Annotated in this window: 24 protein-coding genes; 11 read left to right on the top strand and 13 right to left on the bottom strand. The window is 71.7% G+C overall.

The window, feature by feature from the left end:
* Positions 1-10: 10 nt before the first annotated feature.
* From AB0878_RS16535 to AB0878_RS16525, 3 genes are read right to left on the bottom strand one after another with little or no spacing between them, the layout of a single operon-like run.
* On the bottom strand, positions 11-664 hold the full coding sequence (locus tag AB0878_RS16535) for a GNAT family N-acetyltransferase (RefSeq protein ID WP_366580618.1): 654 nt from the start codon (positions 662-664) through the stop codon (positions 11-13).
* Positions 661-2814: an ATP-dependent DNA helicase RecG gene (gene recG, locus AB0878_RS16530; RefSeq protein ID WP_366580616.1), complete on the bottom strand. Its 2154-nt coding sequence runs from the start codon at positions 2812-2814 to the stop codon at positions 661-663. The genes AB0878_RS16535 and recG overlap by 4 nt, the downstream gene beginning before the upstream one ends.
* 2 nt (positions 2815-2816) lie before the next feature.
* Positions 2817-4412 carry a DAK2 domain-containing protein gene (locus tag AB0878_RS16525; protein ID WP_366580614.1) on the bottom strand — a complete coding sequence of 532 codons (1596 nt, stop codon included), beginning with the start codon at positions 4410-4412 and terminating at the stop codon, positions 2817-2819.
* Between the two features lie 133 nt (positions 4413-4545).
* Between AB0878_RS16525 and rpmB the strand changes: the two genes are divergently transcribed.
* On the top strand, positions 4546-4737 hold the full coding sequence (gene rpmB / locus AB0878_RS16520; RefSeq protein ID WP_091623274.1) for a 50S ribosomal protein L28: 192 nt from the start codon (positions 4546-4548) through the stop codon (positions 4735-4737).
* Between the two features lie 171 nt (positions 4738-4908).
* Here rpmB and AB0878_RS16515 read toward each other — a convergent pair whose 3' ends face one another.
* The 5 genes from AB0878_RS16515 to AB0878_RS16495 form a co-directional block, all read right to left on the bottom strand.
* The gene (locus AB0878_RS16515; protein ID WP_366580611.1) at positions 4909-5700 is read right to left on the bottom strand and encodes an alpha/beta hydrolase; all 792 of its coding nucleotides are present in this window, start codon (positions 5698-5700) and stop codon (positions 4909-4911) included.
* Between the two features lie 64 nt (positions 5701-5764).
* Positions 5765-6442, bottom strand: coding sequence for a uracil-DNA glycosylase (locus tag AB0878_RS16510; protein ID WP_366580609.1), 678 nt, complete (start codon positions 6440-6442; stop codon positions 5765-5767).
* Between the two features lie 31 nt (positions 6443-6473).
* The gene (locus tag AB0878_RS16505) at positions 6474-7004 is read right to left on the bottom strand and encodes a gamma carbonic anhydrase family protein (protein ID WP_366580607.1); all 531 of its coding nucleotides are present in this window, start codon (positions 7002-7004) and stop codon (positions 6474-6476) included.
* A 16-nt stretch (positions 7005-7020) separates the two neighbouring features.
* The gene (locus AB0878_RS16500; RefSeq protein ID WP_366580605.1) at positions 7021-7494 is read right to left on the bottom strand and encodes a GNAT family N-acetyltransferase; all 474 of its coding nucleotides are present in this window, start codon (positions 7492-7494) and stop codon (positions 7021-7023) included.
* Between the two features lie 10 nt (positions 7495-7504).
* Positions 7505-8467, bottom strand: a complete 963-nt coding sequence (locus AB0878_RS16495) for a thiamine-phosphate kinase (protein WP_366580603.1) — start codon at positions 8465-8467, stop codon at positions 7505-7507.
* 138 nt (positions 8468-8605) lie between these two features.
* Between AB0878_RS16495 and AB0878_RS16490 the strand changes: the two genes are divergently transcribed.
* Positions 8606-8839 (top strand): Lrp/AsnC ligand binding domain-containing protein, encoded by a 234-nt coding sequence (locus AB0878_RS16490; RefSeq protein ID WP_285969653.1) that lies wholly within the window; start codon positions 8606-8608, stop codon positions 8837-8839.
* 19 nt (positions 8840-8858) lie between these two features.
* Positions 8859-9404 carry a DUF3515 domain-containing protein gene (locus tag AB0878_RS16485; RefSeq protein WP_366580601.1) on the top strand — a complete coding sequence of 182 codons (546 nt, stop codon included), beginning with the start codon at positions 8859-8861 and terminating at the stop codon, positions 9402-9404.
* Here the strand turns inward: AB0878_RS16485 and AB0878_RS16480 are convergent.
* The gene (locus tag AB0878_RS16480; protein ID WP_366580599.1) at positions 9385-10734 is read right to left on the bottom strand and encodes an MFS transporter; all 1350 of its coding nucleotides are present in this window, start codon (positions 10732-10734) and stop codon (positions 9385-9387) included. The genes AB0878_RS16485 and AB0878_RS16480 overlap by 20 nt on opposite strands.
* Before the next feature lie 498 nt (positions 10735-11232).
* Between AB0878_RS16480 and AB0878_RS16475 the strand changes: the two genes are divergently transcribed.
* Entirely contained in the window at positions 11233-11757 is a 525-nt protein-coding gene (locus AB0878_RS16475; protein WP_366580597.1) for a hypothetical protein, read from the top strand.
* Positions 11758-11803: 46 nt separating this feature from the next.
* On the opposite strand, the gene AB0878_RS16470 is transcribed toward AB0878_RS16475, so the two are convergent.
* Positions 11804-12901 (bottom strand): D-alanine--D-alanine ligase family protein, encoded by a 1098-nt coding sequence (locus AB0878_RS16470; protein ID WP_366580596.1) that lies wholly within the window; start codon positions 12899-12901, stop codon positions 11804-11806.
* Positions 12902-13440: 539 nt separating this feature from the next.
* Positions 13441-14811 (bottom strand): PLP-dependent aminotransferase family protein, encoded by a 1371-nt coding sequence (locus AB0878_RS16465; RefSeq protein WP_366580595.1) that lies wholly within the window; start codon positions 14809-14811, stop codon positions 13441-13443.
* An 89-nt stretch (positions 14812-14900) separates the two neighbouring features.
* Here AB0878_RS16465 and AB0878_RS16460 point away from each other — a divergent pair, with 89 nt between their 5' ends.
* Positions 14901-15575 carry a pyridoxamine 5'-phosphate oxidase family protein gene (locus AB0878_RS16460; RefSeq protein WP_366580593.1) on the top strand — a complete coding sequence of 225 codons (675 nt, stop codon included), beginning with the start codon at positions 14901-14903 and terminating at the stop codon, positions 15573-15575.
* Here AB0878_RS16460 and AB0878_RS16455 read toward each other — a convergent pair.
* Together AB0878_RS16455 and AB0878_RS16450 are read right to left on the bottom strand one after the other, a co-directional pair.
* A complete protein-coding gene (locus AB0878_RS16455; RefSeq protein WP_366580591.1) occupies positions 15547-16998 on the bottom strand; it encodes a HAMP domain-containing sensor histidine kinase in 1452 nt (483 codons plus the stop codon). The genes AB0878_RS16460 and AB0878_RS16455 overlap by 29 nt on opposite strands.
* The gene (locus AB0878_RS16450) at positions 16995-17696 is read right to left on the bottom strand and encodes a response regulator transcription factor (protein ID WP_366580589.1); all 702 of its coding nucleotides are present in this window, start codon (positions 17694-17696) and stop codon (positions 16995-16997) included. The genes AB0878_RS16455 and AB0878_RS16450 overlap by 4 nt, the downstream gene beginning before the upstream one ends.
* Positions 17697-17835: 139 nt before the next feature.
* Between AB0878_RS16450 and AB0878_RS16445 the strand changes: the two genes are divergently transcribed.
* The 6 genes from AB0878_RS16445 to AB0878_RS16420 all read left to right on the top strand — a co-directional run bounded on the left by AB0878_RS16445 (position 17836) and on the right by AB0878_RS16420 (position 23258).
* On the top strand, positions 17836-19191 hold the full coding sequence (locus AB0878_RS16445) for a ferredoxin reductase family protein (RefSeq protein ID WP_366580587.1): 1356 nt from the start codon (positions 17836-17838) through the stop codon (positions 19189-19191).
* 10 nt (positions 19192-19201) lie between these two features.
* A complete protein-coding gene (locus AB0878_RS16440; protein ID WP_366580585.1) occupies positions 19202-19612 on the top strand; it encodes an FMN-binding protein in 411 nt (136 codons plus the stop codon).
* Positions 19612-20343, top strand: a complete 732-nt coding sequence (locus AB0878_RS16435) for an FAD:protein FMN transferase (RefSeq protein ID WP_366580583.1) — start codon at positions 19612-19614, stop codon at positions 20341-20343. The genes AB0878_RS16440 and AB0878_RS16435 overlap by 1 nt, the downstream gene beginning before the upstream one ends.
* A gap of 125 nt (positions 20344-20468) precedes the next feature.
* Positions 20469-21986 carry a PQQ-binding-like beta-propeller repeat protein gene (locus tag AB0878_RS16430; protein WP_366580582.1) on the top strand — a complete coding sequence of 506 codons (1518 nt, stop codon included), beginning with the start codon at positions 20469-20471 and terminating at the stop codon, positions 21984-21986.
* Positions 21987-22062: 76 nt separating this feature from the next.
* Entirely contained in the window at positions 22063-22440 is a 378-nt protein-coding gene (locus tag AB0878_RS16425; RefSeq protein ID WP_366580580.1) for a VOC family protein, read from the top strand.
* The gene (locus tag AB0878_RS16420) at positions 22437-23258 is read left to right on the top strand and encodes a class I SAM-dependent methyltransferase (protein ID WP_366580578.1); all 822 of its coding nucleotides are present in this window, start codon (positions 22437-22439) and stop codon (positions 23256-23258) included. Before AB0878_RS16425 ends, AB0878_RS16420 begins: the two co-directional genes overlap by 4 nt.
* Positions 23259-23349: the final 91 nt, after the last annotated feature.

Raw genomic sequence — 23349 nt, 5'->3', positions numbered from 1 at the left:
GGCGAAAGTGTCAGCGGCGGGGAGAGGTGCGGTAGCGGACTTCCTCGATGGTGACCGTGCCGTTCGCGAGGGATTCGACCTTGGTGCGGCCGTCGAGAGTCCAGCCGGTCCGTTCGTAGAAGGTGCGGGCGCGGGTGTTGCCGGCGAGGACCCAGAGGGTGGCGGTGGGGAAGTCGCCGGCCAGGGCGGTAAGGGCGCGCGCGTGGAGGGCGCGGCCGAAGCCCTGGCTCCAGCACTCGGGCAGCAGGTAGATCGCCGCGAGTTCGCCGGTGTCGGGGGTGGCGTCGTCGTCGCGGCTCGGGCCGGTGGCCGCGAAGCCGGCGATGGTGCCGTCGGGAGTTTCGGCGACGAGGACGGTGTGGCCTTGTGCCGGGGAGGCCAGGCTTTCCGCCCAGAACGGTTCGCGGCGGGAGGCCGAGAGGCCGGCGAGGAAGTCGGCCGGGAGGAGGCCGGCGTAGGCGGCCTGCCAGGAGCCGACGTGGACGCGGGCGATGCCAGGGGCGTCCGCGACGAGGGCCGGGCGGATGGTGGCAGCCGAGCCAGGTGTGGTCGCCAGGTCGGAAGTCGCAGAGCCCGACGAAGCGGCCCCGGAGCCAGAATCAGAGCCCGAACGAGAACCCCACATCTCAAGGCCGGAATCGGCCGAAGGCTCCGAAGCAGTCAACTCTTCTCCAAGTACTCCGCGCGTTCCATGTCCACCACATCGGACACCATCTGGGCCAGGCCAGGGTACGAAGAGAGCGTCGGGTCGCGCAGCACGATTTCCTGGGACTGGGCGCGCGCCTCGGTGATCACGTCTTCGTCGCGCAGGAGAGACAGCAGTTTCAGGCCCGAGCGTTTGCCGGACTGGGCCGCGCCGAGGATGTCGCCCTCGCGGCGGAGTTCGAGGTCCAGGCGGGAGAGTTCGAAGCCGTCGGTGGTGGATTCGACGGCGGCGAGGCGTTCGCGGGTCGACGTACCGTCCAGGGTCTCCGTCACGAGCAGGCACAGGCCCGGCACGCTGCCCCGGCCGACGCGGCCGCGCAGCTGGTGCAGCTGGCTCACGCCGAAGCGGTCGGCGTCGAGGATGACCATGGCGGTGGCGTTGGGGACGTTCACGCCGACCTCGACGACCGTGGTCGCCACGAGGACGTCGATCTGGCCGGCGCCGAAGGCCCGCATCACGGCGTCCTTCTCGTCCGCGGGCATGCGGCCGTGCAGCGCGGCGATGCGAAGGCCCTTCAACGGCCCGCCCACCAGCTCCGGCGCGACGTCCAGCACGGCGAGCGGCGGGCGCTTGTCGCTCTTGTCCGACGGGGGCTCGTCGCCGATGCGCGGGCACACGACGTACGCCTGGTGCCCCTTCGAGACCTCCTCGCGCACGCGCTCCCACGCCCGGTCGAGCCACGCGGGCTTCTCCGCCACCGGCACCACGCTCGTCTTGATCGGCGAACGCCCGACGGGCATCTCGCGCAGCGCGGACGTCTCCAGGTCGCCGTACACGGTCATCGCGACCGTGCGCGGGATCGGCGTCGCGGTCATCACCAGCACGTGCGGCGACGTGGAGTCCGAGCCGCGCGAACGCAGGGCGTCGCGCTGCTCCACGCCGAAGCGGTGCTGCTCGTCGACCACGACGAACCCGAGGTCGGCGAACTGCACCGTGTCCTGGATCAGCGCGTGCGTGCCGACGACGATGCCTGCCTCGCCGCTCACCGTCTCCAGCAGCGACTTCTTGCGTTCCTTCGCGCCCATCGAGCCGGTGAGCAACGTCACGCGCGTGGCCTTCTCCGCGGCCCCCAGCTCCCCCGCCATGCCGAGCTCGCCGAGCATCTCCCGCAGCGAACGCGCGTGCTGCGCCGCCAGCACCTCGGTGGGCGCGAGCATTGCCGATTGCCGCCCCGAATCGACGATCTGCAGCATCGCCCGCAGCGCGACCACCGTCTTGCCCGAGCCCACCTCACCCTGCAGCAGGCGGTTCATCGGGTGCTCGGTCGCGAGGTCCGCGGCGATCTCGTCGCCGATCGCGCGCTGGCCGGCGGTGAGGTCGAACGGCAGGCGCTTGTCGAACGCGTCGAGCAGCCCGCCGTCGGTGTGCGGGCTGGCCTTGGCCGGACGAGACACCGCGGAATGGCGCCGCTGCGCGAAAATCAGCTGCACGGCCATGGCCTCGTCCCACTTGAGGCGGTGGCGCGAGGTCTCCAGGTGCGCCCAGTCCTCGGGCCGGTGGATGCCGCGCAGCGCCCGTTCGAGACCGGGCAGCCCGTGCTGCTTCAGCACTTCGGCAGGCATCGGGTCGGAGTCGATCTCCAGCACGTCGAGGACCTGCCGCACGCACTTCGCGATCGACCACGTCGGCATGCCCTGCGCCGCCGGGTACACGGGGATGATCTCGGCCAGGAAGTTGTCGACGGCCTCGGCTTCGCGTTCGGCGTCGAGGAGCTCGTACTCCGGGTTGGCCAGCTGCAGCGTGTCGCGGAACGCCGTGACCTTGCCCGCGAACAGGCCGGTCTTGCCCGGCGCCAGCTCCTTCTCCCGCCACGCCTGGTTGAAGAACGCGCAGGCCAGCCGGCGTTTCCCGTCGGTGATGACCATGTCGAGGATCGTGCCGCTGCGCGACTTCATGCGGCGCTTGCTGATCTTCTCGATCCGCGCCAGTACGGTCGCGTGTTCGCCCAGCTCCAGGCCGGCGATGTCGGTGAGCTCGCCGCGCTCGGCGTAGCGGCGCGGGTAGTGGCGCAGCAGGTCGGAGACGGTCTCGATGTCGAGCGCACCCGACAGCGCTTTCGCTGTCTTCGCGCCCAGCAGCAGCGGCAGCTTTTCGCGCAGCCCGGCCATTTCTATTCGACCCCCATCAGCAGCACGGCTCCGGCCTGGCCACTGGCATAACTCGTCAACTCCACTTCGGGGTGCTCCAGCCGCAGCTGCTCGGCGAGCTCCGCGGTCACGCCGGGCGGGGCGGCGGCCCCGCTCAGCACGGTGACCAGCTCGCCGCCGAGCGTCAGCATCCGGTTGAGCACGCTCATCGCGGCCGCGACGAGGTTCGTCTCCGAGGCCGGCGCCGGTTCGATCAGCACCACCTCGTCGTCGACCAGGCCGATCACGTCGCCGGACTGGGCCCGGCCCACCCAGGTTAGCGACTCCTCGCCCGCGATCCGCACCTCGCCACGCCTGGTCGCCGCGGCGGCCTCGGCCATGGCCACGACGTCGTCGTTGACGCGGCGGCCCCCATCGTGCACCGCGAGCGCGGCCAGCACCTGCACCGGTGACGTGCACGGGATCACCACGACGTCGCGGTCGCCGGCCATCGCGTGGCCCGCCGCCGCGTCGGCCGCGGCCGTGAGGTCGAGACCGCCCGGCAGCACGGTCACGTGCCGGCCCGCGGCCTCGTTGAACAGCCCGATCATGTCCTCGACGCCGGGTTTCCCGCCGTCGGGCACGGCCAGCACGGCGACGCCCTCGGCCCGCAGCAGCTCGGCCAGCCCGCCGCCGTGGACCACGGCCACCACCGACCGGTCCAGCCCGCCGCCCGGCTCGATCGGCGTGGGCGTGAGCAGCGGTTCGACGCGGATCCGGCGCGGCCGGCCCAGCTCCAGGCCCGCCTCGATGGCCGCGCCGATGTCGGCGCAGTGGACGTGCACGGCGTGGCTGCCCGCACCGTCGCCGGCCACCGTGACGCTGTCGCCGAAGCCGCTCAGCTCCTTGCGCAACGCCGGCAGCCGCGCCTCCTCGACGCCGTCGAGCAGGTACATGACCTCCCACGCGTACGGCGCGGGCTCGGCGACACCGGGCGCCTCGACGGTGGTCGTGAGCTCGCGTTCAGGCTGCGTGACGGTGCCGCTGATCACGCCGGCCAGCGCGTCGAGCACGGCGACGAGCCCTCGGCCCCCCGCGTCGACGACCCCCGCTTTCGCGAGGGCCGGCAGTTGTTTCGGCGTCTCCTCCAGCGCGGCCGCGGCGGCCGCGGCGACGGTGGCGGCGACCTCGGCCAGCGGCCGCGTGTCCTCCTGGACGGCTGCGGCCACGACGTGCAGGACGGTCAGCATCGTCCCCGCGACGGGCCGGCTCACCGCGCCCGTCGCGATCCGGTCGGCGTGCGCCAGTGCGGCCGCGAGACCAGCGCCGTCGAGGTCGCCGCCGTCGGCCGCCCAGTCGGCGATCCCCCGCACGACCTGGGAGATGATCACCCCGGAGTTGCCGCGCGCGGCGGCCACGGCGCCCTTCGCCAGCACGGTCAGCGCCTCGGCCACGTCGGCCGGCTCCGCCGCGGCCAACGCGTCGCGCGCGCCCGTCAACGTGTGCAGGAGGTTCGAGCCCGTGTCGGAGTCCGCGACGGGGTACACGTTGATGCCGTTGATCGCCGGGCGCAGCACCTCCAGGCTGCGCACGCACGCCGCCGACCAGGCCGACACCGCTGCCACGTCCAGCACCCGCACCCCGTAACCTCCTCGCTGGTCCTCGCGAGCGTATCGACCCCGCGGCGACCCGCCCGAGACGAGTAGTTACTATGGACGAGTTGCCCAGCTGGTCTGGGCGCCATTCTTTGTCCCATATCCAGAGGAGTTCGACGTGGCTGCCGTGTGCGACGTCTGTGGCAAGGGACCCGGCTTCGGCAAGTCGGTCTCGCACTCCCACCGGCGTACCAACCGCCGGTGGAACCCGAACATCCAGACTGTGCACGCCAAGATCGGCGTGTCCCAGCGCAAGCGCCTCAACGTGTGCACCTCGTGCATCAAGGCGGGCAAGGTCGTCCGAGGGTAGGCGATTGAACGAAGGGTGGCGAGTGCTCGCGAAGGGCGCTCGCCATTTTCGTATCGCCTAGTGTCTTCTGGGGGTCGAACCCCCAGACCCCCGCCAGGGGGCAAGCCCCCTGGACCCCCACCCGTGGTTGCCTCTGGACGGCGAGTGCTCACCGAGCACTCGCCATTTTTGTCACCGCAAGAAGTCGGTCAGCACCGGGCGCAGCGATTCGGGTGCGTTGAGCACGCCGTGGTCCTGCCCGGTAATCGACTCGTAGCGGGCGTGCGGCACGGTCTCGGCGACGGCCCGGGCCGCGGCGCCCATCCACGCTTCACCGGCGCCGCCCGACATCACGAGCACGGGGACGGCGATGGCGGCCAGGCGGTCCACGGGCAGCTGCGCGCCAGGACCGGTCACGGTGATGTCATACGGCAGCGTGTGCGCGTAGCCGGCGAACCAGTCCCACACAGGCTGGCCCTTCATCGCCGCCACGCCTTCGGGCGGAACCGACACGCCTTCGGTCAGAAAGAGTTCCACGGCGCCGTCGCGGTCGCCGGCGGCGATCAACGCGCTGATCCGGTCCGCAAGGTCCGCACCAGGGCGTGGCCGCTGAGCGTCCACGATGAACGGCGGCTCGTACACGGCCAGCTTCGTGATCGGCAGCCCCCGCGCCGCCGCTTCGAGCGCCAGGATCGCCCCCGACGAATGGCCGAACATCGCCGCCGAGCCACCGACCGCGTCGATCACGGCCGACAGGTCGTCGAGCTCGCGTTCCACCGAGTACACGGGCGCGTCTCCGCTCTCACCTCGGCCTCGCCGATCAACGGCAACACCCTGGAACCCGGCCTCGGCCAGCACGACGGCGAGCGCCGCCACGGTCGTCCGGTCGTTCACGGCACCGCCGACGAGCAGCACCGGCGACCCCGCGCCGTAGGTGTCGAACGCAATCGGCGTGCCGTCGGCGGAAGTGACGGTGGTGGTCATGGCTGTCCTCCTGGGTGTCGTACTCACCTTGGAGGTCGGAGCCACCGGCCGCGACCGGACACGCTCAGGGAAGCTTCCACTCCACCGGCGCCGCGCCCTGGTCGGCCAGCAGCTGGTTCGCGCGGCTGAACGGCCGCGAGCCGAAGAAGCCATTGTGCGCCGAAAGCGGGCTCGGGTGCGCCGACTCGATGCACGGGATGTCGCCCAGCATCGGCCGCAGGTTGCGCGCGTTACGGCCCCACAGGATGGCCACCATCGGCTCGTCGCGGGCCGCGAGCGCCTTGATGGCCTGCTCGGTCACCTGCTCCCACCCCTTGCCCTGGTGGGAGTTCGGCTTGCCGGGCTGCACCGTAAGTGCGCGGTTGAGCAGCAGGATGCCCTGGTCGGCCCACGGCGTGAGGTCGCCGTTGGTCGGCAACGGGTGCCCGAGGTCCTCGGCGTACTCCTTGTAGATGTTGACGAGGCTCTTCGGCAGCGGCCGCACGTCGGGCGCCACCGAGAAGCTCAGGCCGACGGCGTGGCCCGGCGTCGGGTACGGGTCCTGGCCGACGATCAGCACCCGCACGTCGTGGAACGGCTGCTTGAACGCCCGCAGCACGTGCTCGCCCGCCGGCAGGTAAGTTCGGCCCGCCGCGATCTCCGCGCGGAGGAACTCTCCCATCGCGCTGACCTGCGGGGCCACGGGCTCCAGGGCCTGCGCCCAGCCGGCTTCGACGATCTCGTGCAGCGGTCGTGCGGTCACGGCCCGCGAGCCTAGCGCGGTGCGAGCGGGGTCACCGTGGCGGGTCGAGGCGCCGCAGCTCTTCGCGGAAACGCGCGCCGCGGCGCACGTACGAGTCGACCACCATGGCGATCTGCTCGGCGGAGAACGACTTGTTCGGCCGCACCTTCGCCGGCACGCCGAGCGCGATCTCGCCCGGGCCCACGTGCGAGTTGTACGACAGCACCGCGCCCGCGCCGACCATCCCGCCGTCCTCGACCACGGTTCCGTTCAGCACCACCGATCCCGACGCGATGAGGCACCCGGTGCCGATCACCGCGCCCTCGACGTGCACGGCGTGGCCGATGGCCGACGACGGCCCGAGGATCGTCGGGTGCTTCTTGGTGCAATGGAGCACGCAGCCGTCCTGCACGTTGGAGCGTTCGCCGATCTCGATGTAGCCGTGGTCGCCGCGCAGCACCGTCTGCGGCCACACGGAAGCGCGCGGGCCGATGCGGACGTCGCCGATCACGGTGGCGTCGGGGTGGACGTAGGCGTCCGGGTGGATCGAGGGTTCGAGGTCACCGAGCGCGTAGATCGCCAAAGCCGTCTCCCGTTGGTCACACGAGGTTCTTGCCGAAACACCGGTTGTCGGGCTCGTCCTTGTACACGCCGAAACCCGGAATCTCCGTATAGCCCGACGAACGGTAGAGGGCGATCGCCTCGGGCTGTTCGGTACCCGTCTCCAGCACGGCGCGCAGCCGCCCCGCCGCGACGGCCGTGCGTTCCAGTTCCGCCAGCATCGCGCGCGCGAAACCCTTGCCCCGCGCGGATTCCACGACGTACATCCGCTTCAGCTCCACGTCGCCGGGACCGAACGCGGGCGCCGGTCCGTCGTGCGCGCGCCACGCGCCGGAGGCCACGGGCACGTCGTCGAGGTAGCCGACGAGGAACAGTCCGCGCGGAGGCGCGAACTGCGAAGGGTCCATCGGCGTCGAGTCTTCGCTGCCGTAGCGGCGCACGTACTCGAGCTGCACTTCCGCCATCAGCTTGGTCGCGTCGGGGTGGTCGTAGGCGACCGCTCGGATCTCCACGGGCGACAGCCTAGTGCTGCTGCCAGTGCTCCCAGCCGCCTTCGTGGCCGTACTCCTTGCCGTCCACCGTCACCCCGGACCCCGGCATCGTCACCGCGCCGATCTTGCGCCAGCCCTCGGGCAGCTCGTCGAACGGCGGGAACGTCGCCGCCAGCGCGTGGTCCTCACCACCGGTGAGCACCCAGCGCAGTGGGTCGGCGCCGAGCGCGGTGCCGACTTCCTGCAGCCGCGTGGAGATCTCGAGGTCCGCGGTGAGCACGTCGAGCCCGACGTCCGACGCCGCCGCGATGTGTCCCAGGTCGGCGAGCAGCCCGTCGGAGATGTCGATCATCGACGTCGCGCCGGCCAGCGCGGCCTGCGGACCGGCCGGGTACGGCGGTTCCGGGCAGCGCTGCGCGTTCACGACCCCGACCGGCGAACGGAACCCTCGCCGCAGTACGGCCAATCCCGCCGCCGCCCAGCCGAGCCGCCCGCAGACGGCGAGGACGTCGCCGGGCCGGGCGCCCGAGCGCGTCACGGGTTCACGATCTTCGAGGTCCCCCAACGCGGTGACACTGATCACGATCTGGTCGGCGCTCACCATGTCGCCGCCGGACACCCCGACGCCACCGCGGGTCGCCTCGGCCCACATGCCGTTCATGATCTCCGTCACGACCTGGGCGGGAGTGTCCGGTGGACACGCGAAGCCCACCAGGACCGTGGTCGGTTTCGCGCCCATGGCCGCGACGTCCGACAGGTTCACCGCCACGGCCTTGCGCCCCACCTGCTCGGGGCTCGACCAGTCGAGGCGGAAGTGCACGCCCTGGACCAGCACGTCCGTGGTCGCCACCACGCGGCCGTCGGGGGCAGCCACCACGGCCGCGTCGTCGCCGGGGCCGAGCAGTGTGCTCGCCGGCTGGCGACGCCCGCCGGTGACCGCCTGGATCAGCGCGAACTCGCCCGTCCCGGCCACCGAGCCATCGTCCGGTGACACCGGTCACCTCCACTTTCTCTCCGTGTGCGAAGCCTCGACCACCGACAGTCGGATCCCCTAGGTTTTTCCCGGGGCTGGCGATACCTTGCCTACACCGTTCCTACCTCGACTCCATCGCTACCGACGAAAGGGCACGCCGTGGTCCACGCATACATCCTCATCCAGACCGAGGTCGGCAAGGCGGCCGCGGTGGCGGCGGAGATCTCCGGGGTGCCCGGCGTCACCAGCTCGGAGGATGTGACCGGCCCGTACGACGTGATCGTGCGCGCGACCGCGGACACCGTGGACCAGCTGGGCCAACTCGTGGTCGCGAAGGTGCAGAACGTGGAAGGCATCACGCGGACCCTGACCTGCCCGGTGGTCCACCTCTGAGACGTGGTGCACTTCGGGGGTGGCAGATTCCGACACCGGCGCACCCCCGCGGGCGGTCCTCGTGGTCGCGGCCGTGCTCGTGGTCGCGCTGGCCGTGGTGGTCGCCGTCTTCGCGGTGACGAAAAAATCGGCGCTCAGCGGCGAGGGCATCGCGAGTGGACCGCTCCCCCTCGTCGCCGTTCCGGCCCCGCAGGCCACCACGCAGGCGTGCACGACGGTCATCGACGCGCTGCCCGCAACCTTGAAATCGAACGGCAAGGACCTCGCCCGGCGCACGCTCGCCCAGCCCGCGCCGAAGGCCACCCTCGCCTGGGGTGACGGTGACGCGATCGTGCTGCGGTGCGGGCTCGACCGGCCGCCGGAGCTCACCCCCACCGCGCAGCTGCGCGTGGTCAACGGCGTGCAGTGGCTGCAGGTCACCGAAGACGCCGCGGCCACCTGGTACGTGGTGGACCGCGACGTCTACATCGCGTTGACCGTCCCCGACTCGGCCGGGACCGGGCCGCTGCAGACCGTGTCGGACACGGTCAACGCGAAGCTGCCGGTCAAACCTTTGAAGTTCTGACCGTCCGGCCGGCGATCTCCTCCAGCGAGTCGCCCGTGGTGCGTGGCCCCAGAACGGCGACGTCGACGATCAGCACCACCATCGCGACCGCCACCACGGCGAACATCCTGGTGGCGCCCTGCGCCTGCAGGATCGGCAGCAGGATGAACGGCATCGCCGCGGTGGCCAGGCGCGAAAGCGCGTAGGCCGAACCCGCGGCCGTGCCGCGCAGCGATGTCGGGAACAGCTCGCCCTGGTAGGTGTGGAAAGCGTTGGAGAACACGTTGCTGGCGGCGGTGTAGCAGAAGCCGAACACCGCGATCGCCACCCCGGAGGTCGAGAAGCCGAACGCGAGCCCGAACACGGCCATCGCCGCGGCGCTCGCGACGATCAGCCACTTGCGCTCGATGCGTTCGATGATCGGGATCGACAGCGCGGAGCCGATCGGGTAGCCGAGGAACGTGAGCGCGCTGAACGTCAGCGAGTTCACGAGGCTGAACCCCTTGGCGGCCAGCACGATCGGCACGAGCGAGCCGAAGCCGTAGTAGCCGAACGCCTGCAGCAGCTGGAAGATGTAGAGCATTGTCGTGCGCCGCGCCCACGGCTTGCGCAGGAGCGCGGAGAAACGCACGGGTTCCGGCGCAGGCGGTTCGGGCGCGGGTTCCGGGAGCGGTTGCGGCGCGGAGGCTTCGAGCTTGCGCACGATCTCGTCGGCTTCCGCCTCCCGCCCGCGAGCGGCGAGCCAGCGGGGCGACTCCGGCAGCGTGAACCGCAGGCCCCAGACGACGGCCGCGCCGAGCGCGCCGATCACGAACAGCCAGCGCCAGCCGTCGATGCCGAGCGGCGCATGGCCGGCCAGCGCGCGGGCGAGGAAGCCTGCGGCGGGCACGCCGCAGAAGCCGAGCGTGTACGCCCAGGCGGTGGCGCGGCCGCGGGCGCGAGCGGGCAGCAGGTCGGCGAGGTAGGCGTCGGCGACGGGCAGCTCCGCACCGATGCCGATGCCGGCGATGAAGCGGCAGACGACGAGCATCCAGACATCGGTGCTGAACGCGCCGAGCAGCGTGAAGACCGAGTACAGGCCGAGCGTCAGCAGGAACGCGCGCCGCCGGCCGACCTGGTCGGCGAGCTTGCCCAGGCAGACGGCACCGACGAACGCCCCGACGAACGCCGACGCGAGCACGTACTTCAGCGCTTCGGCCGTGACGCCGAACTCGTGCGTGAGCACGGTGCTGATCGTGGCCGCGAGGAACAGGTCGTAGAGGTCGAAGAACGTCGCCACCCCCACCACGGCGACGAAGTACCGGTGCCGGCGGGTGACCGGGAGCCGGTCGAGCCGGGATGCGATCTGCACGCGTTGCCTCCTGCCCTGGCCTGGGCGTGCCGCGCGCGGGCCACGTCGGCGTCACCCGGTGCCACCGGATGATCACTGTAGTGGGTGACGTCGTTCGCCGGGCGGCGACCACGGCGGGGCCGACCACTTCGCGCGGGCGCGGCAATTCTTCCCGGGCGGTGAATTCATCACACCGAAACACCGGAAACATCAAGTTGTTCTGGAGGACATCGTCGCGAAATGCCGCGCCTATGAAATTCTCAGGAAAGCTGGACCGGAATGTCAGGAGGTTTCAGTTCCTGCGACGTGTGCACTGCCGCCCGACCCGGGCTTCTGCGGGCTCGGAACGGACGGCAGCACACGTTTGTCGTTGTACCCCTTGGTCATTCGACCGGTGGTGTGCCGAGTGGAATCGTCATGCACCGCCGGGCGAGCACGCGGGACCGCGACTGCCCCGAGATTACCACGGTGGTCGGGGTGCGCGGTTCCGCCGAATTCCGCATCGGAAAGGAATCACCAGTGCCGCCGATCACAGTGATCTTCGTCGTCTCGGGACTCGCCGTCTGGCTGAATGGCCTGGCGTTTCTCGGGATCGGCGCCAAACCCGTCGAGGACGGCCCGAATCCGCTGACCACGGTCGGCTGGGTGACGCTGCTCGCCGGCGTCGTGGACGTCCTGCAGGCCGCCGTGATCATCGCGACGGCGCCGCCCGCGACGGGCGTCCCGTTGGCCGGAATCGTCACGTTCTACGGCACGTTCTTCACCGCGCTGGGGGTGGCGCTCGTACGAGGGCTGGACCTCCGGCCGATCGGCAACCTGGCCGTGGCGGTGGCCGTGGTGCCGCTGCTGTGGTGGAAGTTCTTCGACGGCAGCTGGATGCTGCACTCGATCCTCGTGGTGTGGCTGGTCGCGTTCCTCGCCGTGGCGGCCACGACCTACGGCAAGCTGCCCGGCAAGGTGCTGGGCGGGATCCTCGTCGTCACGTCGCTCTACACGTTCCTGACGCCGGCGGCGCTGCTCGCGCTGGGTAAGTCGATCCCCTGATCACGTGACCACACAGGGTCACCCGAGCGGGTGACCCTGTGTGGGGTCAGCGAAGGCCCGTGCCGCGCGCGATGGCGGTGTCGATGAGGGTCGACAGGAGCGTGCTGTAGTCGACGCCCGTGACCTCCCACATCTTCGGGTAGGCGGACTTCGTGGTGAAGCCGGGCATGGTGTTGACTTCGTTGATCACGAGGTCGCCGGCTGCGGTGACGAAGAAGTCGACGCGCGCGAGGCCCTGGCAGTCGAGCGCGCGGAACGCCTCGACGGCCATGGCACGCAGGCGGTCGGTGAGGGCGTCGTCGAGCTTGGCCGGGATGTCCAGCTCGGCGTCTTCACCGAGGTACTTGGTCTCGAAGTCGTACCAGGCGTCCGCGCCCTCGGCGAGCACGCGGATCTCCGCCGGCAGCGACGCTTCCACGCGGCCGTCGGGGAACTCCAGCACACCACACTCGACCTCACGCCCGACCACGGCGGCCTCCACGAGCACCTTCGGGTCGGTGCGGCGGGCCAGCTCGATGGCGGCGTCCACATCGGACCAGTCGGTGACGCGCGAGATGCCCACGGACGAGCCCGCACGCGAGGGCTTCACGAAAACGGGCAGCCCCAGGCGTTCCCGGTCGTCCTGGGCCAAAGTGGACTGTCCACGACGGAGCGCCGCGTACGTGCCCACCGGCAGCCCCTCGGCGGCGAGCAGCTTCTTGGCGTACTCCTTGTCCATGGCGGCGGCGCTGGCCAGCACGCCCGGGCCGACGTAGGGGATGTCGGCCATCTCGAGCAGGCCCTGGATGGTGCCGTCCTCGCCGAACGCGCCGTGCAGCACGGGGAAGACCACGTCGACGGTGCCGAGCACCTCGGTCGCCTGCCCGGGGTCGACCGTGCGCAGCTCGCGGCTGGTCGCGTCGCCCGCCAGCACGAGCGCGCGGCCGGACTCCACGGTCGGCAGCTCGCGGCCCTGGATGCTCAGCTCCTTCGGGTCGCCGGTGCCGAGCACCCAGCCACCCTGCGGGGTGATGCCCACGGGGAGCACCTCGTAGCGCTCCGGATCCAGGTTCGCGATCACGCTGCCCGCCGACAGGCACGAGATGGTGTGCTCGCTGCTGCGCCCGCCGAACACGACCGCCACGCGGATCTTCTCAGCACTCATGGTCGCTCACCGTACCGGGTGACCACGGCGAACGGCGCGCACCCGGCGTTGCGACGGATCCCCGGGTCCGTCCGCCGGAGGGGGTGGTGGGGGCGGGTTGGGGATGATCAGGTGGTCGGTGGTGGGTCCAGTGGCTGCGGCGGCTGCAGCGGCTGTCGCGGCCGAGTGGTGACAGACGCCTCGCGCCGGATTGCCCGAGCGGACCGGTCGCACTGCACGGCAGGCACCGCGGGACGGCTCGCGCTGCGTCCGGGTCACACAACCAGGAACCTTCGAACGGCGCCGAATCGCCGCGGGTCGGCTGCGGTTTGGTCATAACCGAGAGCATCCGGCACGGCGCAACCGGACCATTCGCGCAACACGTCGCTGATCGTCGGAAGAGACAAGCGCGGCCTCGCAGTCAGCGAAGCTCCCCGCGGCGGCGCCGTCGCGAGGGCGTCGCGAGTGAAGGCCCCGTCGCTGGGTGTGGCGGCGTAGGTGTCGCTGGACCGGTCGCGCGGTGCGGTGGCAGGCGAGGCGACGCGGCGCCGCACGACCGGTCAGCGAAGCAGACCCACCAAAGCCGGCAGCGCGGTCACCAACGCCTCCTGCGAACAGCCCGCGTACCCCAGCGCCACCCCGTGCACCGTGGGTGTGCCGGCGAAGTGGCGGGCCAGGCCGTCCAGGCGGATGCCGTGGTGTTCGGCCTCGGTCAGGCAGTGGGTTTCCTGGGCGGCGGACGCGAAGGGGACCACGAGGTGGGCGCCGGCGTCGTCGCCGAGGATGGGGATGGAGGCGGAGGTGAGGGCGGCGGAGAGCAGCGAGCGGCGTTCGGCGAGTTCGCGGCGGAGTTTGCGCAGGTGGCGGCCCAGGTCGCCGTGGCGGGCGAGTTCCACCAGCACGCGCTGGCCGGCCGGGGAGGGGCGGGTGCCGGTGAGGTCGCGGTAGGCGAGGACGGCTTCGGTGACCGAGGCGGGCGCGACGAGCCAGCCGGCACCGAGGGTGGGCGTGAGGATCTTGCTCGTGGTCCCCAGGTGGACGACGACGTCGGGCGCGAGGGCGGCGAGCATGGGCAGCGGGGCGACGTCGAAGCGCAGCTCCCCGTCGTAGTCGTCCTCGATGACGAGCATGCCGTCGGCGCGGGCGCGTTCCACGAGCTCCACGCGGCGCGCCGCGCTCATGCGGCTGCCCATCGGGTACTGGTGCGCCGGAGAGCAGTAGACCGCCCGCGCGCCGGCGGGGATGGCGTCGGGGCGCAGGCCCTCCTCGTCGACGGGCACGCCGACCACGGTCAGCCCGGCGGACCGGAACGCCTGCACGGCCCGCTGGTACCCCGGCTCCTCGAACGCCACGACCGCGCCGCGCCGCAGCACCGCGGCCGCGAGCTCCACGACGGCGGCCGTCGTGCCGCCCGTCGCCAGGACCGAGCCGGCGGCAAGACCGCGGTGCCGCAACAGGTGTTCCGAAACGGCCGCGCGGTACTCGGGCAGGCCGGCGCGGTGGGCGCGCACCAACGGCTCCGGGTCGGCCGCCGCCCGCCAGGCGCGGCGCCAGGCCGCGCGGTCCAGACCGGCCGCCCACGGCGTGCCCGGCGTCAGATCCAGCACGGGCGCCGCCTCGGGTTCCGGCGCGAGCGGTCCCGCCGGGGACACCGACGTGGCCGCGCGCGTCGGCGGTGTCGTCACGTACGTGCCGGAGCCGTGGCGCCCGGCGATCCAGCCTTCGGCGTGCAGCTGCTCGTACGCGGCCGAAGTCACGGTGCGCGAAACGCCGAGCCGCTCGGCCAGCGCGCGCGTGGACGGCAACCGGTCGCCGCCGCGCAGGTGCCCGCTCGCGGCGGCCTCGCGCAGGGCGTCGGCCAGCTGCACGGCCAGCGGCGTGCTCGCCTCGCGGTCGAGGCTGACCGGCAGCGCGGTGTCGGCGTACGACAACGAAGACCTCCAAGCGGCGAAAGTGGACTTCCCAAGTGTAGAAGAAGTGGCCGTTCAACACGTCCACTCACCCGCGCAACACTGCGAACATGACCAGCCTCTCGCCGACCCCCCGCACCACGCTCGGCCGCAAGAAGAACCGCGCGGCCACCGACCGCGCGACGCTGCACGCCGTGCTCGACGAGGCCCTGATCTGCCACCTCGGCCTCGTCCGCGACGGCACACCGCTCGTGCTGCCCACCGGCTACGGCCGTGACGGCGACACGCTCTACCTGCATGGTTCCACGGGCGCGGCCAGTCTGCGCACCGCCGCGCAGGATCTGGACGTCTGCGTCACTGTCACACTGCTCGACGGCATCGTCTACGCCCGCTCGGTCAACAACCACTCCATGAACTACCGCAGCGCCGTCATCCTCGGCCGCGCGCGCCTCATCACCGACCAGGACGAGAAACTCCACGCCCTGCGCGTACTCACCGACCACCTCTCCCCCGGCTCGTGGGACCACGCACGCGGGGTGAACGCGAAGGAGTTCGCCGCCGTCTCCGTCCTCGCGCTCGACCTCACCGAAGCCTCGGTGAAGCTGCGTGCCGAAGGCCCCGACGACGAGCCGGAAGACGTCAGCGCCAACACCGCCTGGGCCGGCGTCCTCCCGGTCAGGACCGTCTTCGGCGAGCCCGAACCGTCCGCCGACCTGGCCGACGGCTGGCAGATACCCGAGCACGTCGCCGGACGCGTCAGCGCGCCAGAGGCAGCCACACGGTGAACACGGTCCGGCCCGGCCGGCTCGCCACGTCGACCGTGCCGCCGTGTTCCACCACCAGCGACTGCACCACGGACAGGCCCAGACCGGTGCCGCCGGCCGACCGAGTGCGCGAGTTGTCGACGCGGAAGAACCGGTCGAAGATCCGCTGCTGATCCTCCGGCGCGATCCCCGGCCCGGCGTCCTCGACCCGGATCACCGCGCGAGAATCCACCACGGAGACCGACACCTCCACCCGAGTCCCCGAAGGCGTGTGCACAGCGGCATTCGCCAGCAGGTTGTCGAAGATCTGCCGCAACCGCACGGGATCCGCGTCGACGAAAACCGGCGAGGGAGCCAGCGAAACCGAAAGCGGATGCGCCGGCCGCCCCACCCGGAACGCATCCGCCGCGGCTGAAACGATCGGGACGACGTCCACCCGTTCGGGCCGCACCGGGGGCTCCGCGTCGTGGGCGTCGAGGCGCGCGAGCAGCAAAAGATCGTCGACGAGCACGCTCATCCGGGCCGTCTCCTCGCGGATCTTCGCCAGGTGCGCCTCGCGTTCCTCGGGTTCGTTCGCCGCCGCGTAGCGGAAAAGGTCGGCGTAGCCCCGGATCGACGTGAGCGGCGTGCGCAGCTCGTGCGACGCGTCGGCCACGAAACGGCGAAGGCGCTCGTTGGCGGCCGTCCGCGCGGCGAGCGACGACTCGATGTGCGTGAGCATCACGTTGAACGCCGTCCGCAGCTCCGCCACCTCGGCGCCGCCGCCCTCACCCGTCGCCCGCACCGGCAGGTTCGCGGTCGCCGTGAGGTCGTGCGACGCGATGTCGTGCGCCGTGCCCGCCATGTCCGACAACGGTCGAAGGCCGCGGCGCAGCACGAGGCGTCCCACCACTACGAGAATCGCCAGCGCGATGAGGAACGCGATCACCTCGGCCAGCACCAGCTGCCGCACCGTGCTGTCCAGGTCCGCCTGCGGCGCCGCGCTCAGCAGCACCGTTCCGCTGCCGGCGGAATCCGTCGCGACCGGGCAGGCGCGGACGCGGTAGGGCCCGTCGCCGTGGAGGTACACCGTGCGGAACACGTCGCCGCCCGTCGCGTCGGAAGCGACGTCGGCGAGCGGCGTGATGTCCGTCGGCAGGTTGCTGCCGGGCTGCGGCGTCGCCACGCCACGGTCGACCTCGAACACCGCCGAGAACCACGAGTAGACGGTTTCGGGGTTGCCGTGGGAGCTGCGCAGTCCCGGCACCTGCGCGACCTGGCTCGTCTTGAGCTGCTCGTCGAGGCGGCGGCCGAGGTAGCCGTGCATGAACCCGACCGTGACGGTCCCCACGATCGCGAAAACCACCAGCGCCAGCGCGCCGAGCCCGAACGCCAGCCGCGTGCCGAGCCGCGACGCGCGCCACGCGGCGTACCAGCGGCGAGCCCAGCGCCGCAGCCGCTTCACCGGCCCGCCCGCACGACGTAGCCGACGCCGCGCACGGTGTGGATCAGCGGCTCGGCGCCGTCGTCGAGCTTGCGGCGCAGGTGCGAGATCACCAGCTCGACCACATTGGACCGGCCGCCGAAGTCGTACTCCCACACGTGGTCGAGGATCTGCGCCTTCGTGAGCACGGCCGGCGAGCGGCGCATGAGGTACCGCAGGAGCTCGTACTCCGTCGGCGTCAGGTCCGCCAGCCGTTCGCCGCGGCGGACCTCGCGGGTGTCCTCGTCGAGCGTCAGGTCCGCCACACGCAACACGGCGGTGCGCGGAGCGGGCGGCAAAAAACTGCTCCGGCGCAGCACCGCCCGCAGCCGCGCCATCAGCTCCTCGACGGAGAACGGCTTCACGAGGTAGTCGTCGCCGCCGCGCGTGAGGCCGGCGATGCGGTCGGCCGTCGCGTCTTTCGCCGTCAGGAAGACCACGGGCACGGCGTTGCCGTGTTCGCGCAGCCGGTCCAGCACGGTGAAGCCGTCGAGGTCGGGCAGCATCAGGTCGAGCACCACGATGTCGGGCCCGAACTCCGCCGCGCGGGTCAGCGCGGCCGCGCCCGATCCCGCGGTCACGGCCTGCCAGCCCTCGTAGCGGGCCACGGTCGCGACGAGATCGGCGATGTGCGGTTCGTCGTCGACGACGAGCAGCCGCACCGGGTTCGGGTTGTCCACGCCACCATCCTCCGTGACCACCGCGCGGGCGCGCGAGCGGAGCGCCCGGCCGACAGCCAGTCGACAGGTTCCGCCCAGATCCGCCACAGGTTCCGCGGCGACGCTGGCGTTCGTGACACCCGAGCCGAAGGGATTCCCCGTGAGTGTCCTGACCCCGATCGCCGTCCCGCCCCGTCCGGCGGTGGCGCCCCGTGTGGTCGCCAAGGCGTGGATCTTCGCGTTCCTGGCGGCCAACGCGGTGCTCGCCACGGTGTTCTTCGCCCTCGGCGACTTGTCGGACGACCCGTTGATCAGCGCCGGGCGCCTCGCCGGCATCTACGCGGCGCAGGCCATGGCCGTGCAACTGCTGCTCGTCGCGCGCCTGCCGTGGCTCGACCGCCGGCTCGGCATGGACCGGCTCACGTCGTGGCACCGCTGGACGGGCTTCAGCCTGCTGTGGCTGCTGGTCGCCCACGTGGTGCTGGTGGTCGTCGGCTACTCCGCCCTCGAGCGCACCAACGCGGCCGACGAGCTGGTGCAGCTGGCCGATACCACCGAGGGGATCCTGCGGGCGATCGTCGCGTTCGTGCTCATCCTCGTGGTCGGCACGGCGTCCGCTCGTTTCGCGCGCAAACGGATGGCCTACGAGACGTGGCACTTCGTGCACCTCTACACCTACGCCGCGGTGGTCCTGGCGTTCACGCACCAGATCGCCGTCGGGCAGTCGTTCGCGAGCCACCCGGCCGCCCGCGCGTACTGGTGGACGCTGTGGCTGGGCACGGGTCTCGCGGTGCTGGCCGGGCGCGTGCTCCTGCCGTTGCGACGCAACCTGCGGCACCGGTTGCGGGTGGTCGCCGTGGTGCCCGAGTCGCCCGACACGGTGTCGGTCTACATGACCGGCCGCGACCTCGACCGGCTGCCGGCGCGCGCGGGGCAGTTCTTCCTGTGGCGTTTCCTCACGCGGGACCGCTGGTGGCAGGCCAACCCGTTCTCCCTCTCGGCAGCGCCCGACGGCCGCACGCTGCGACTCACCGCCAAGGCCGTCGGCAGCTCCAGCGCGAGCCTGCGGTCGCTGCCGGTCGGCACGCGCGTGTTCGCCGAAGGCCCGTACGGCGCCTTCACCACCATCCACCAGCAACGACCGAACGCCCTGCTGGTCGCCGGCGGCGTCGGCATCACGCCGATCCGCGCCCTGCTCGAAGACGTGAGCGGGCACGTCGTGCTGCTCTACCGCGTGCGAACCCCGGCCGACGCCGTGCTTCTGCCCGAGCTGCACGCGCTGGCCAAGACCCGCGGCGCGATCGTGCACGTCCTCAGTGGACCGTCGGATCTGCGCGGCCCGCACTGTCCCGTGCTGGGTCCCGCCGCGCTGCACGCGCTGGTGCCGGACCTCGGCGACCGCGACGTGTTCGTCTGCGGTCCGCCCGGGATGACGTCGGCCGTGCTGCGCAGCCTGCGGGAGCTGCGCGTGCCCGGCACCCAGGTCCACGCCGAACGCTTCAGCCTGGCCGCGTGAGGAGCTTCCGATGAAGAAGACGATTTTCGTGGTCGCACTGTCGATCGCCGGGTTCGTGGCCGTGTGGCGGTTCGACCCGACGCCGGCGACGAGCAGCGCCGCCGCGAGTGCCCCCGCTCCGACAACGAGCACCGCACCGTCCACTTCGGGCGGTTCCGGCGCCGTGACCACGCAGGGCAGCGCCGAGTCGACCGAGTTCGGCACCGTGCAGGTGCAGGTGTCCTTCTCCGGCAGCCGGATCAGCGACGTCACCCTCGTGCAGCAGCCGGACAGCGGCCGCGGTGTCGACGCGATCCCGCTGCTGCGCGAGGAAGCCCTGCAGGCGCAGAGCGCGGACATCGACACCGTCTCGGGCGCGACGCAGACGAGCGAGTCGTACATCAAGTCGCTGCAGGCGGCGCTCGACGCGAAGGGCTCCTGATGGCCACGCACCTGGAGCACGTGATGGGCCTGCCGGTGTCGCTCGATCTTCGCGACGAAGGCGACTTCACCGGCGCCATCGCCGACGCGTTCCGGTGGCTGCGCGAGGTCGACGCCCGCTTCAGCCCGTTCCGCGCCGGCAGCGAGGTCTGCCGGTACGACCGTGGCGAAACCACCGAGCTCAGCGCGGACCTCGACGAAGTGCTCGGCCTCTGCGCGTACTACGAGGACCTCTCCGGCGGCGCCTTCTCCGCTCGCCTGCCCGGCCGTGGCCTGGACCCGTGCGCGGTCGTGAAGGGCTGGGCCGTGCAGCGCGCAGCCGGTCGCCTCCACGCGGCGGGCGCGCGCCGGTTCTGCCTCAACGCCGGCGGCGACGTCGTCACCGCGGGCGAGCCCGAGCCCGGACGGCCGTGGCGCGTCGGCATCCGCCACCCCGAGCAGGCCGAAGCGGTCTGCGCCGTGGTCGCTTCCCGCGACGGCGCCGTCGCCACCTCGGCCGCCTACGAACGCGGCGCCCACGTGCTCGACGGCCGCACCGGCCTGCCCGCCACCGGGCTGCTGAGCGTCACCGTCGTCGCCGAAGACCTCACCCACGCCGACGCGCTGGCCACCGCCGCGTTCGCACTAGGCACCGACGGCATCGACTGGGCCGCTGACCAACCCGGCTGCGGCGTGCTGATCGTCGACGCCCAGCGGCGCGTCCACCGCTCCCCCGGCCTCGCGCTCGCCTGAGTCGAGTGTCCACAGTGCACTCGGTGGGATTCTGACCGGCGCCCGCGTGATGTCGTTGTCACCGACTGTTCACGGTGGCGGTGAAACGCGGACCGGCGAGCCGCGTCGTACTGAACGTGCTGCGGTTGACGACGGTAACCGGTGTGGTGTGCGTGGTGGTCGCGCCGTTCTTGTCGGGGGGCGCGACGAGAGCGAGCGGCGTGGGGCTGCTGTGGTTCGTCGCGGGGGCGGTCGTCGCCGCGGTGCTGGGGCTGGCGCGTTCGCGCAAGGTGCGGATCGCCGCGGCGGTCCTCGGGATCGCCACCGCCGTGGCCGCCGTGGTGCGGCTGGTGCTCGACGTGCGAGGTGGCGTGCCCGGCCTGGACACCCCGGTGCTCGCCGTGGGCACGGTGGGGGTGGCGGTCGGGCTGTTGGACTCCACGTCGTGGCGGATCCGGCCCGCCGGCGTGCTGGTGGCGATCGTCGTGCTGGCCGCGGGGGTGGCGGGCCCGTTCGCCGCGGACCGGGCCGCCACCGCGAGCACGACCCGCGGTGTGCCGGACCTGACGCCCGAACCGGTGGCCGAAAAGCCCGGCGGCCGGCAGTGGTCCTGGCAGCCGCCGTCCGACGTGAGCGCGATGGTGGCCGCGGGACACGGGGTCGTCGTCGCGGCCGCGGACGGTTCGGTGACGGCGCTCGACGGGCTCGACGGCAGCCGCGACTGGTCCTACGCCCGGCCTGGCGCCCGCGTCCACGCGCTGCTCGTGTCGGCCGACCGGCGCACGGTCGTGGCCGCTTTCGCGTCGAAGACCGACAGCAGCAACGACCTCGTGGTCGTCCTCGACGCCGGCACCGGCACCGCGCGCTTCGACCGCGTGGTGCCGTCGGTCCTGGTCGAGACCGGGGAGATCCTGGTGGGCACCAAGACCTTGACCGTCCGCGACGACGCGTACACCGGCTACGACCTCCAGACCGGCGATGAGCGCTGGCAGTGGTCCGCGCCGGCCGGGTGCCAGAACCCGTACACCTTGCCCGCGCAAGCCCGGACGGTGGTGCTCGCCGCGCTGGAGTGCGGGCGTTCGGCGGGACTCGTCGCGCTCGACGAAGTGACCGGTCACGAACGCTGGCGCCACGTGGTCGAGACCACCGGGCCCGACAGCGAACGGCTCGACATCTCCCCCGCCACCACCACCGACGGCGCCGTCGTGTGGCTGCGGCTTCTCGGCCGCACGACGGTTCCCGGCTCGGTCGTCAACGGGCTCTTCGACACCGAGACCGGCCGGCTGCTGGCCCGGCCGGACGCGTCGCGCTGGGTGCGCATGGACGTCGGTCCGATTCCCGTGATCGAGCAGGAAAAGACGTCCGCCAAAGCCCTCGATCCCGCCACCGGCACCACGCACCCAATCGACCTCGGCGCCTGTCCCGTGCGCTCGGCCGACGCCACCACCCGGCACACCTACCTGCGCGCGTGCCAGGACACCGGCCGTGACGTGACCCTTCTCGTGCAGGGCTTCGACGGCAGCGCGCCGACCAGTCGGGTGGTGCGAATGGACGGCTCGGGCTCGCTGTCGAGCCTGCGGCTCGTGCCGGCGCCGGGCGCGATCGTCCTGGCGCGCAGCACGTACGGCGGCACACCCGCGCCCGTCGTCGGCTTCCCCAGCTGACGTCGGCGAAACCGCCTCGCGCGAGACCGGGCCTTTCGGGCAGACTGCGGCCAGACCGACCGAGCAAGGGGAGCAGATGCCGTCCACCGTCGAGAACACCACCTTCGACTGCGCGGATCCGTATGCGCTGGCCCAGTTCTGGAGCGTCGTCCTCGACCGGCCGGTCGCCGAGGAGGACGAGCCGGGCGACCCGGAGGTCGGCATCGAGCTCGACCACGGTGGCGCACTGCTGTTCATCCGCGTGCCCGAGGCGAAGACCGTGAAGAACCGCGTGCACCTGTGCCTCACGCCCGAAGGCCCGCGCGACGCCGAGGTCGAGCGCCTGCTCGCCGCCGGGGCGACGATGTTCGACGACCAGCGCAACGCCGACGGCACCGGCTGGGCCGTGCTGCACGACCCGGAAGGCAACGAGTTCTGCGTGCTGCGCAGCAAGGCCGAGAAGGCGGCGAAGTGACCGACTCGTTCGAGCTCAACCGCGCCAACTGGGACGAGCGCGCGGCGGTGCACGCGAAGTCCGAGTACTACGGCTTCGAGCGGTTCCGCACGGACCCCGGGTACCTCAGCGACGTCGTGCGGTTCGACCTCCCGCGCCTCGGCGACGTCTCCGGGCTGCGCGGCGTGCACCTGCAGTGCCACATCGGCACGGACACGCTTTCCTTGTCCCGCCTGGGCGCGCGGATGTCCGGCCTCGACCTCTCCCCCGGCTCGCTGGCCGAAGCACGCCGGCTCGCGGACAGCGTCGGCGCGGAGATCGACTACCACGAGGCCAACACCTACGACGCCGTCGACGTGTTCGGCGAAGGCGCGTTCGACCTCGTCTACACCGGCGTCGGCGCGCTGTGCTGGCTGCCGCGGATCGCCGAGTGGGCCACGGTCGTGGCGCGGTTGCTGAAGCCAGGCGGGCGGTTGTTCCTGCGCGAAAGCCACCCGATGCTGTGGGGCCTCGACGACGAAGCCGAGCGCGCGTGGCCGAAATACGACTACTTCGAGCACGAGAAACCGCTCGTGTGGGACGACGACACCACCTACGTCGACACCGACAGTCCCCTCAAGAAGACCACCACGCACTCGTGGAACCATTCACTGGGCGAAATCATCACGGCGCTGCTGGACAACGGCCTCACGCTCACTGCGTTCACCGAACACGACACCGTGCCGTGGAACGCGCTGCCGAACGAAATGCACCAGGTCGACGGCGGCGAATGGCGGCTGCGCGAGAACCCGCGGCGCCTCGCGGCGAGCTACACGCTGCAGGCGGCGAAGGTTTCCTAAGGGATGTCTCGTAACTGGTGTTGTGGTTAGTGGGGCTAGTGTTGCGGTCAGACGTCCATAAGGATGTTGTGAAGGTTCGCGATTCCGGACA

The sequence above is a fragment of the Amycolatopsis sp. NPDC047767 genome, assembly GCF_040704195.1.
GTDB lineage: Bacteria > Actinomycetota > Actinomycetes > Mycobacteriales > Pseudonocardiaceae > Amycolatopsis.
Note: the sequence above shows the minus strand (reverse complement) of the source record. Positions and strands in the feature narration are given on the sequence as shown.

Excerpts from the sequence above, each read along its gene's own strand:
- recG (WP_366580616.1), bottom strand. The coding sequence starts at position 2,814 with ATGGCCGGGCTGCGCGAAAAGCTGCCGCTGCTGCTGGGCGCGAAGACA.
- AB0878_RS16515 (WP_366580611.1), bottom strand. The coding sequence starts at position 5,700 with ATGACCACCACCGTCACTTCCGCCGACGGCACGCCGATTGCGTTCGAC.
- AB0878_RS16470 (WP_366580596.1), bottom strand. The coding sequence starts at position 12,901 with ATGAGTGCTGAGAAGATCCGCGTGGCGGTCGTGTTCGGCGGGCGCAGC.
- AB0878_RS16460 (WP_366580593.1), top strand. The coding sequence starts at position 14,901 with ATGACCAGCCTCTCGCCGACCCCCCGCACCACGCTCGGCCGCAAGAAG.
- AB0878_RS16440 (WP_366580585.1), top strand. The coding sequence starts at position 19,202 with ATGAAGAAGACGATTTTCGTGGTCGCACTGTCGATCGCCGGGTTCGTG.
- AB0878_RS16435 (WP_366580583.1), top strand. The coding sequence starts at position 19,612 with ATGGCCACGCACCTGGAGCACGTGATGGGCCTGCCGGTGTCGCTCGAT.
- AB0878_RS16425 (WP_366580580.1), top strand. The coding sequence starts at position 22,063 with ATGCCGTCCACCGTCGAGAACACCACCTTCGACTGCGCGGATCCGTAT.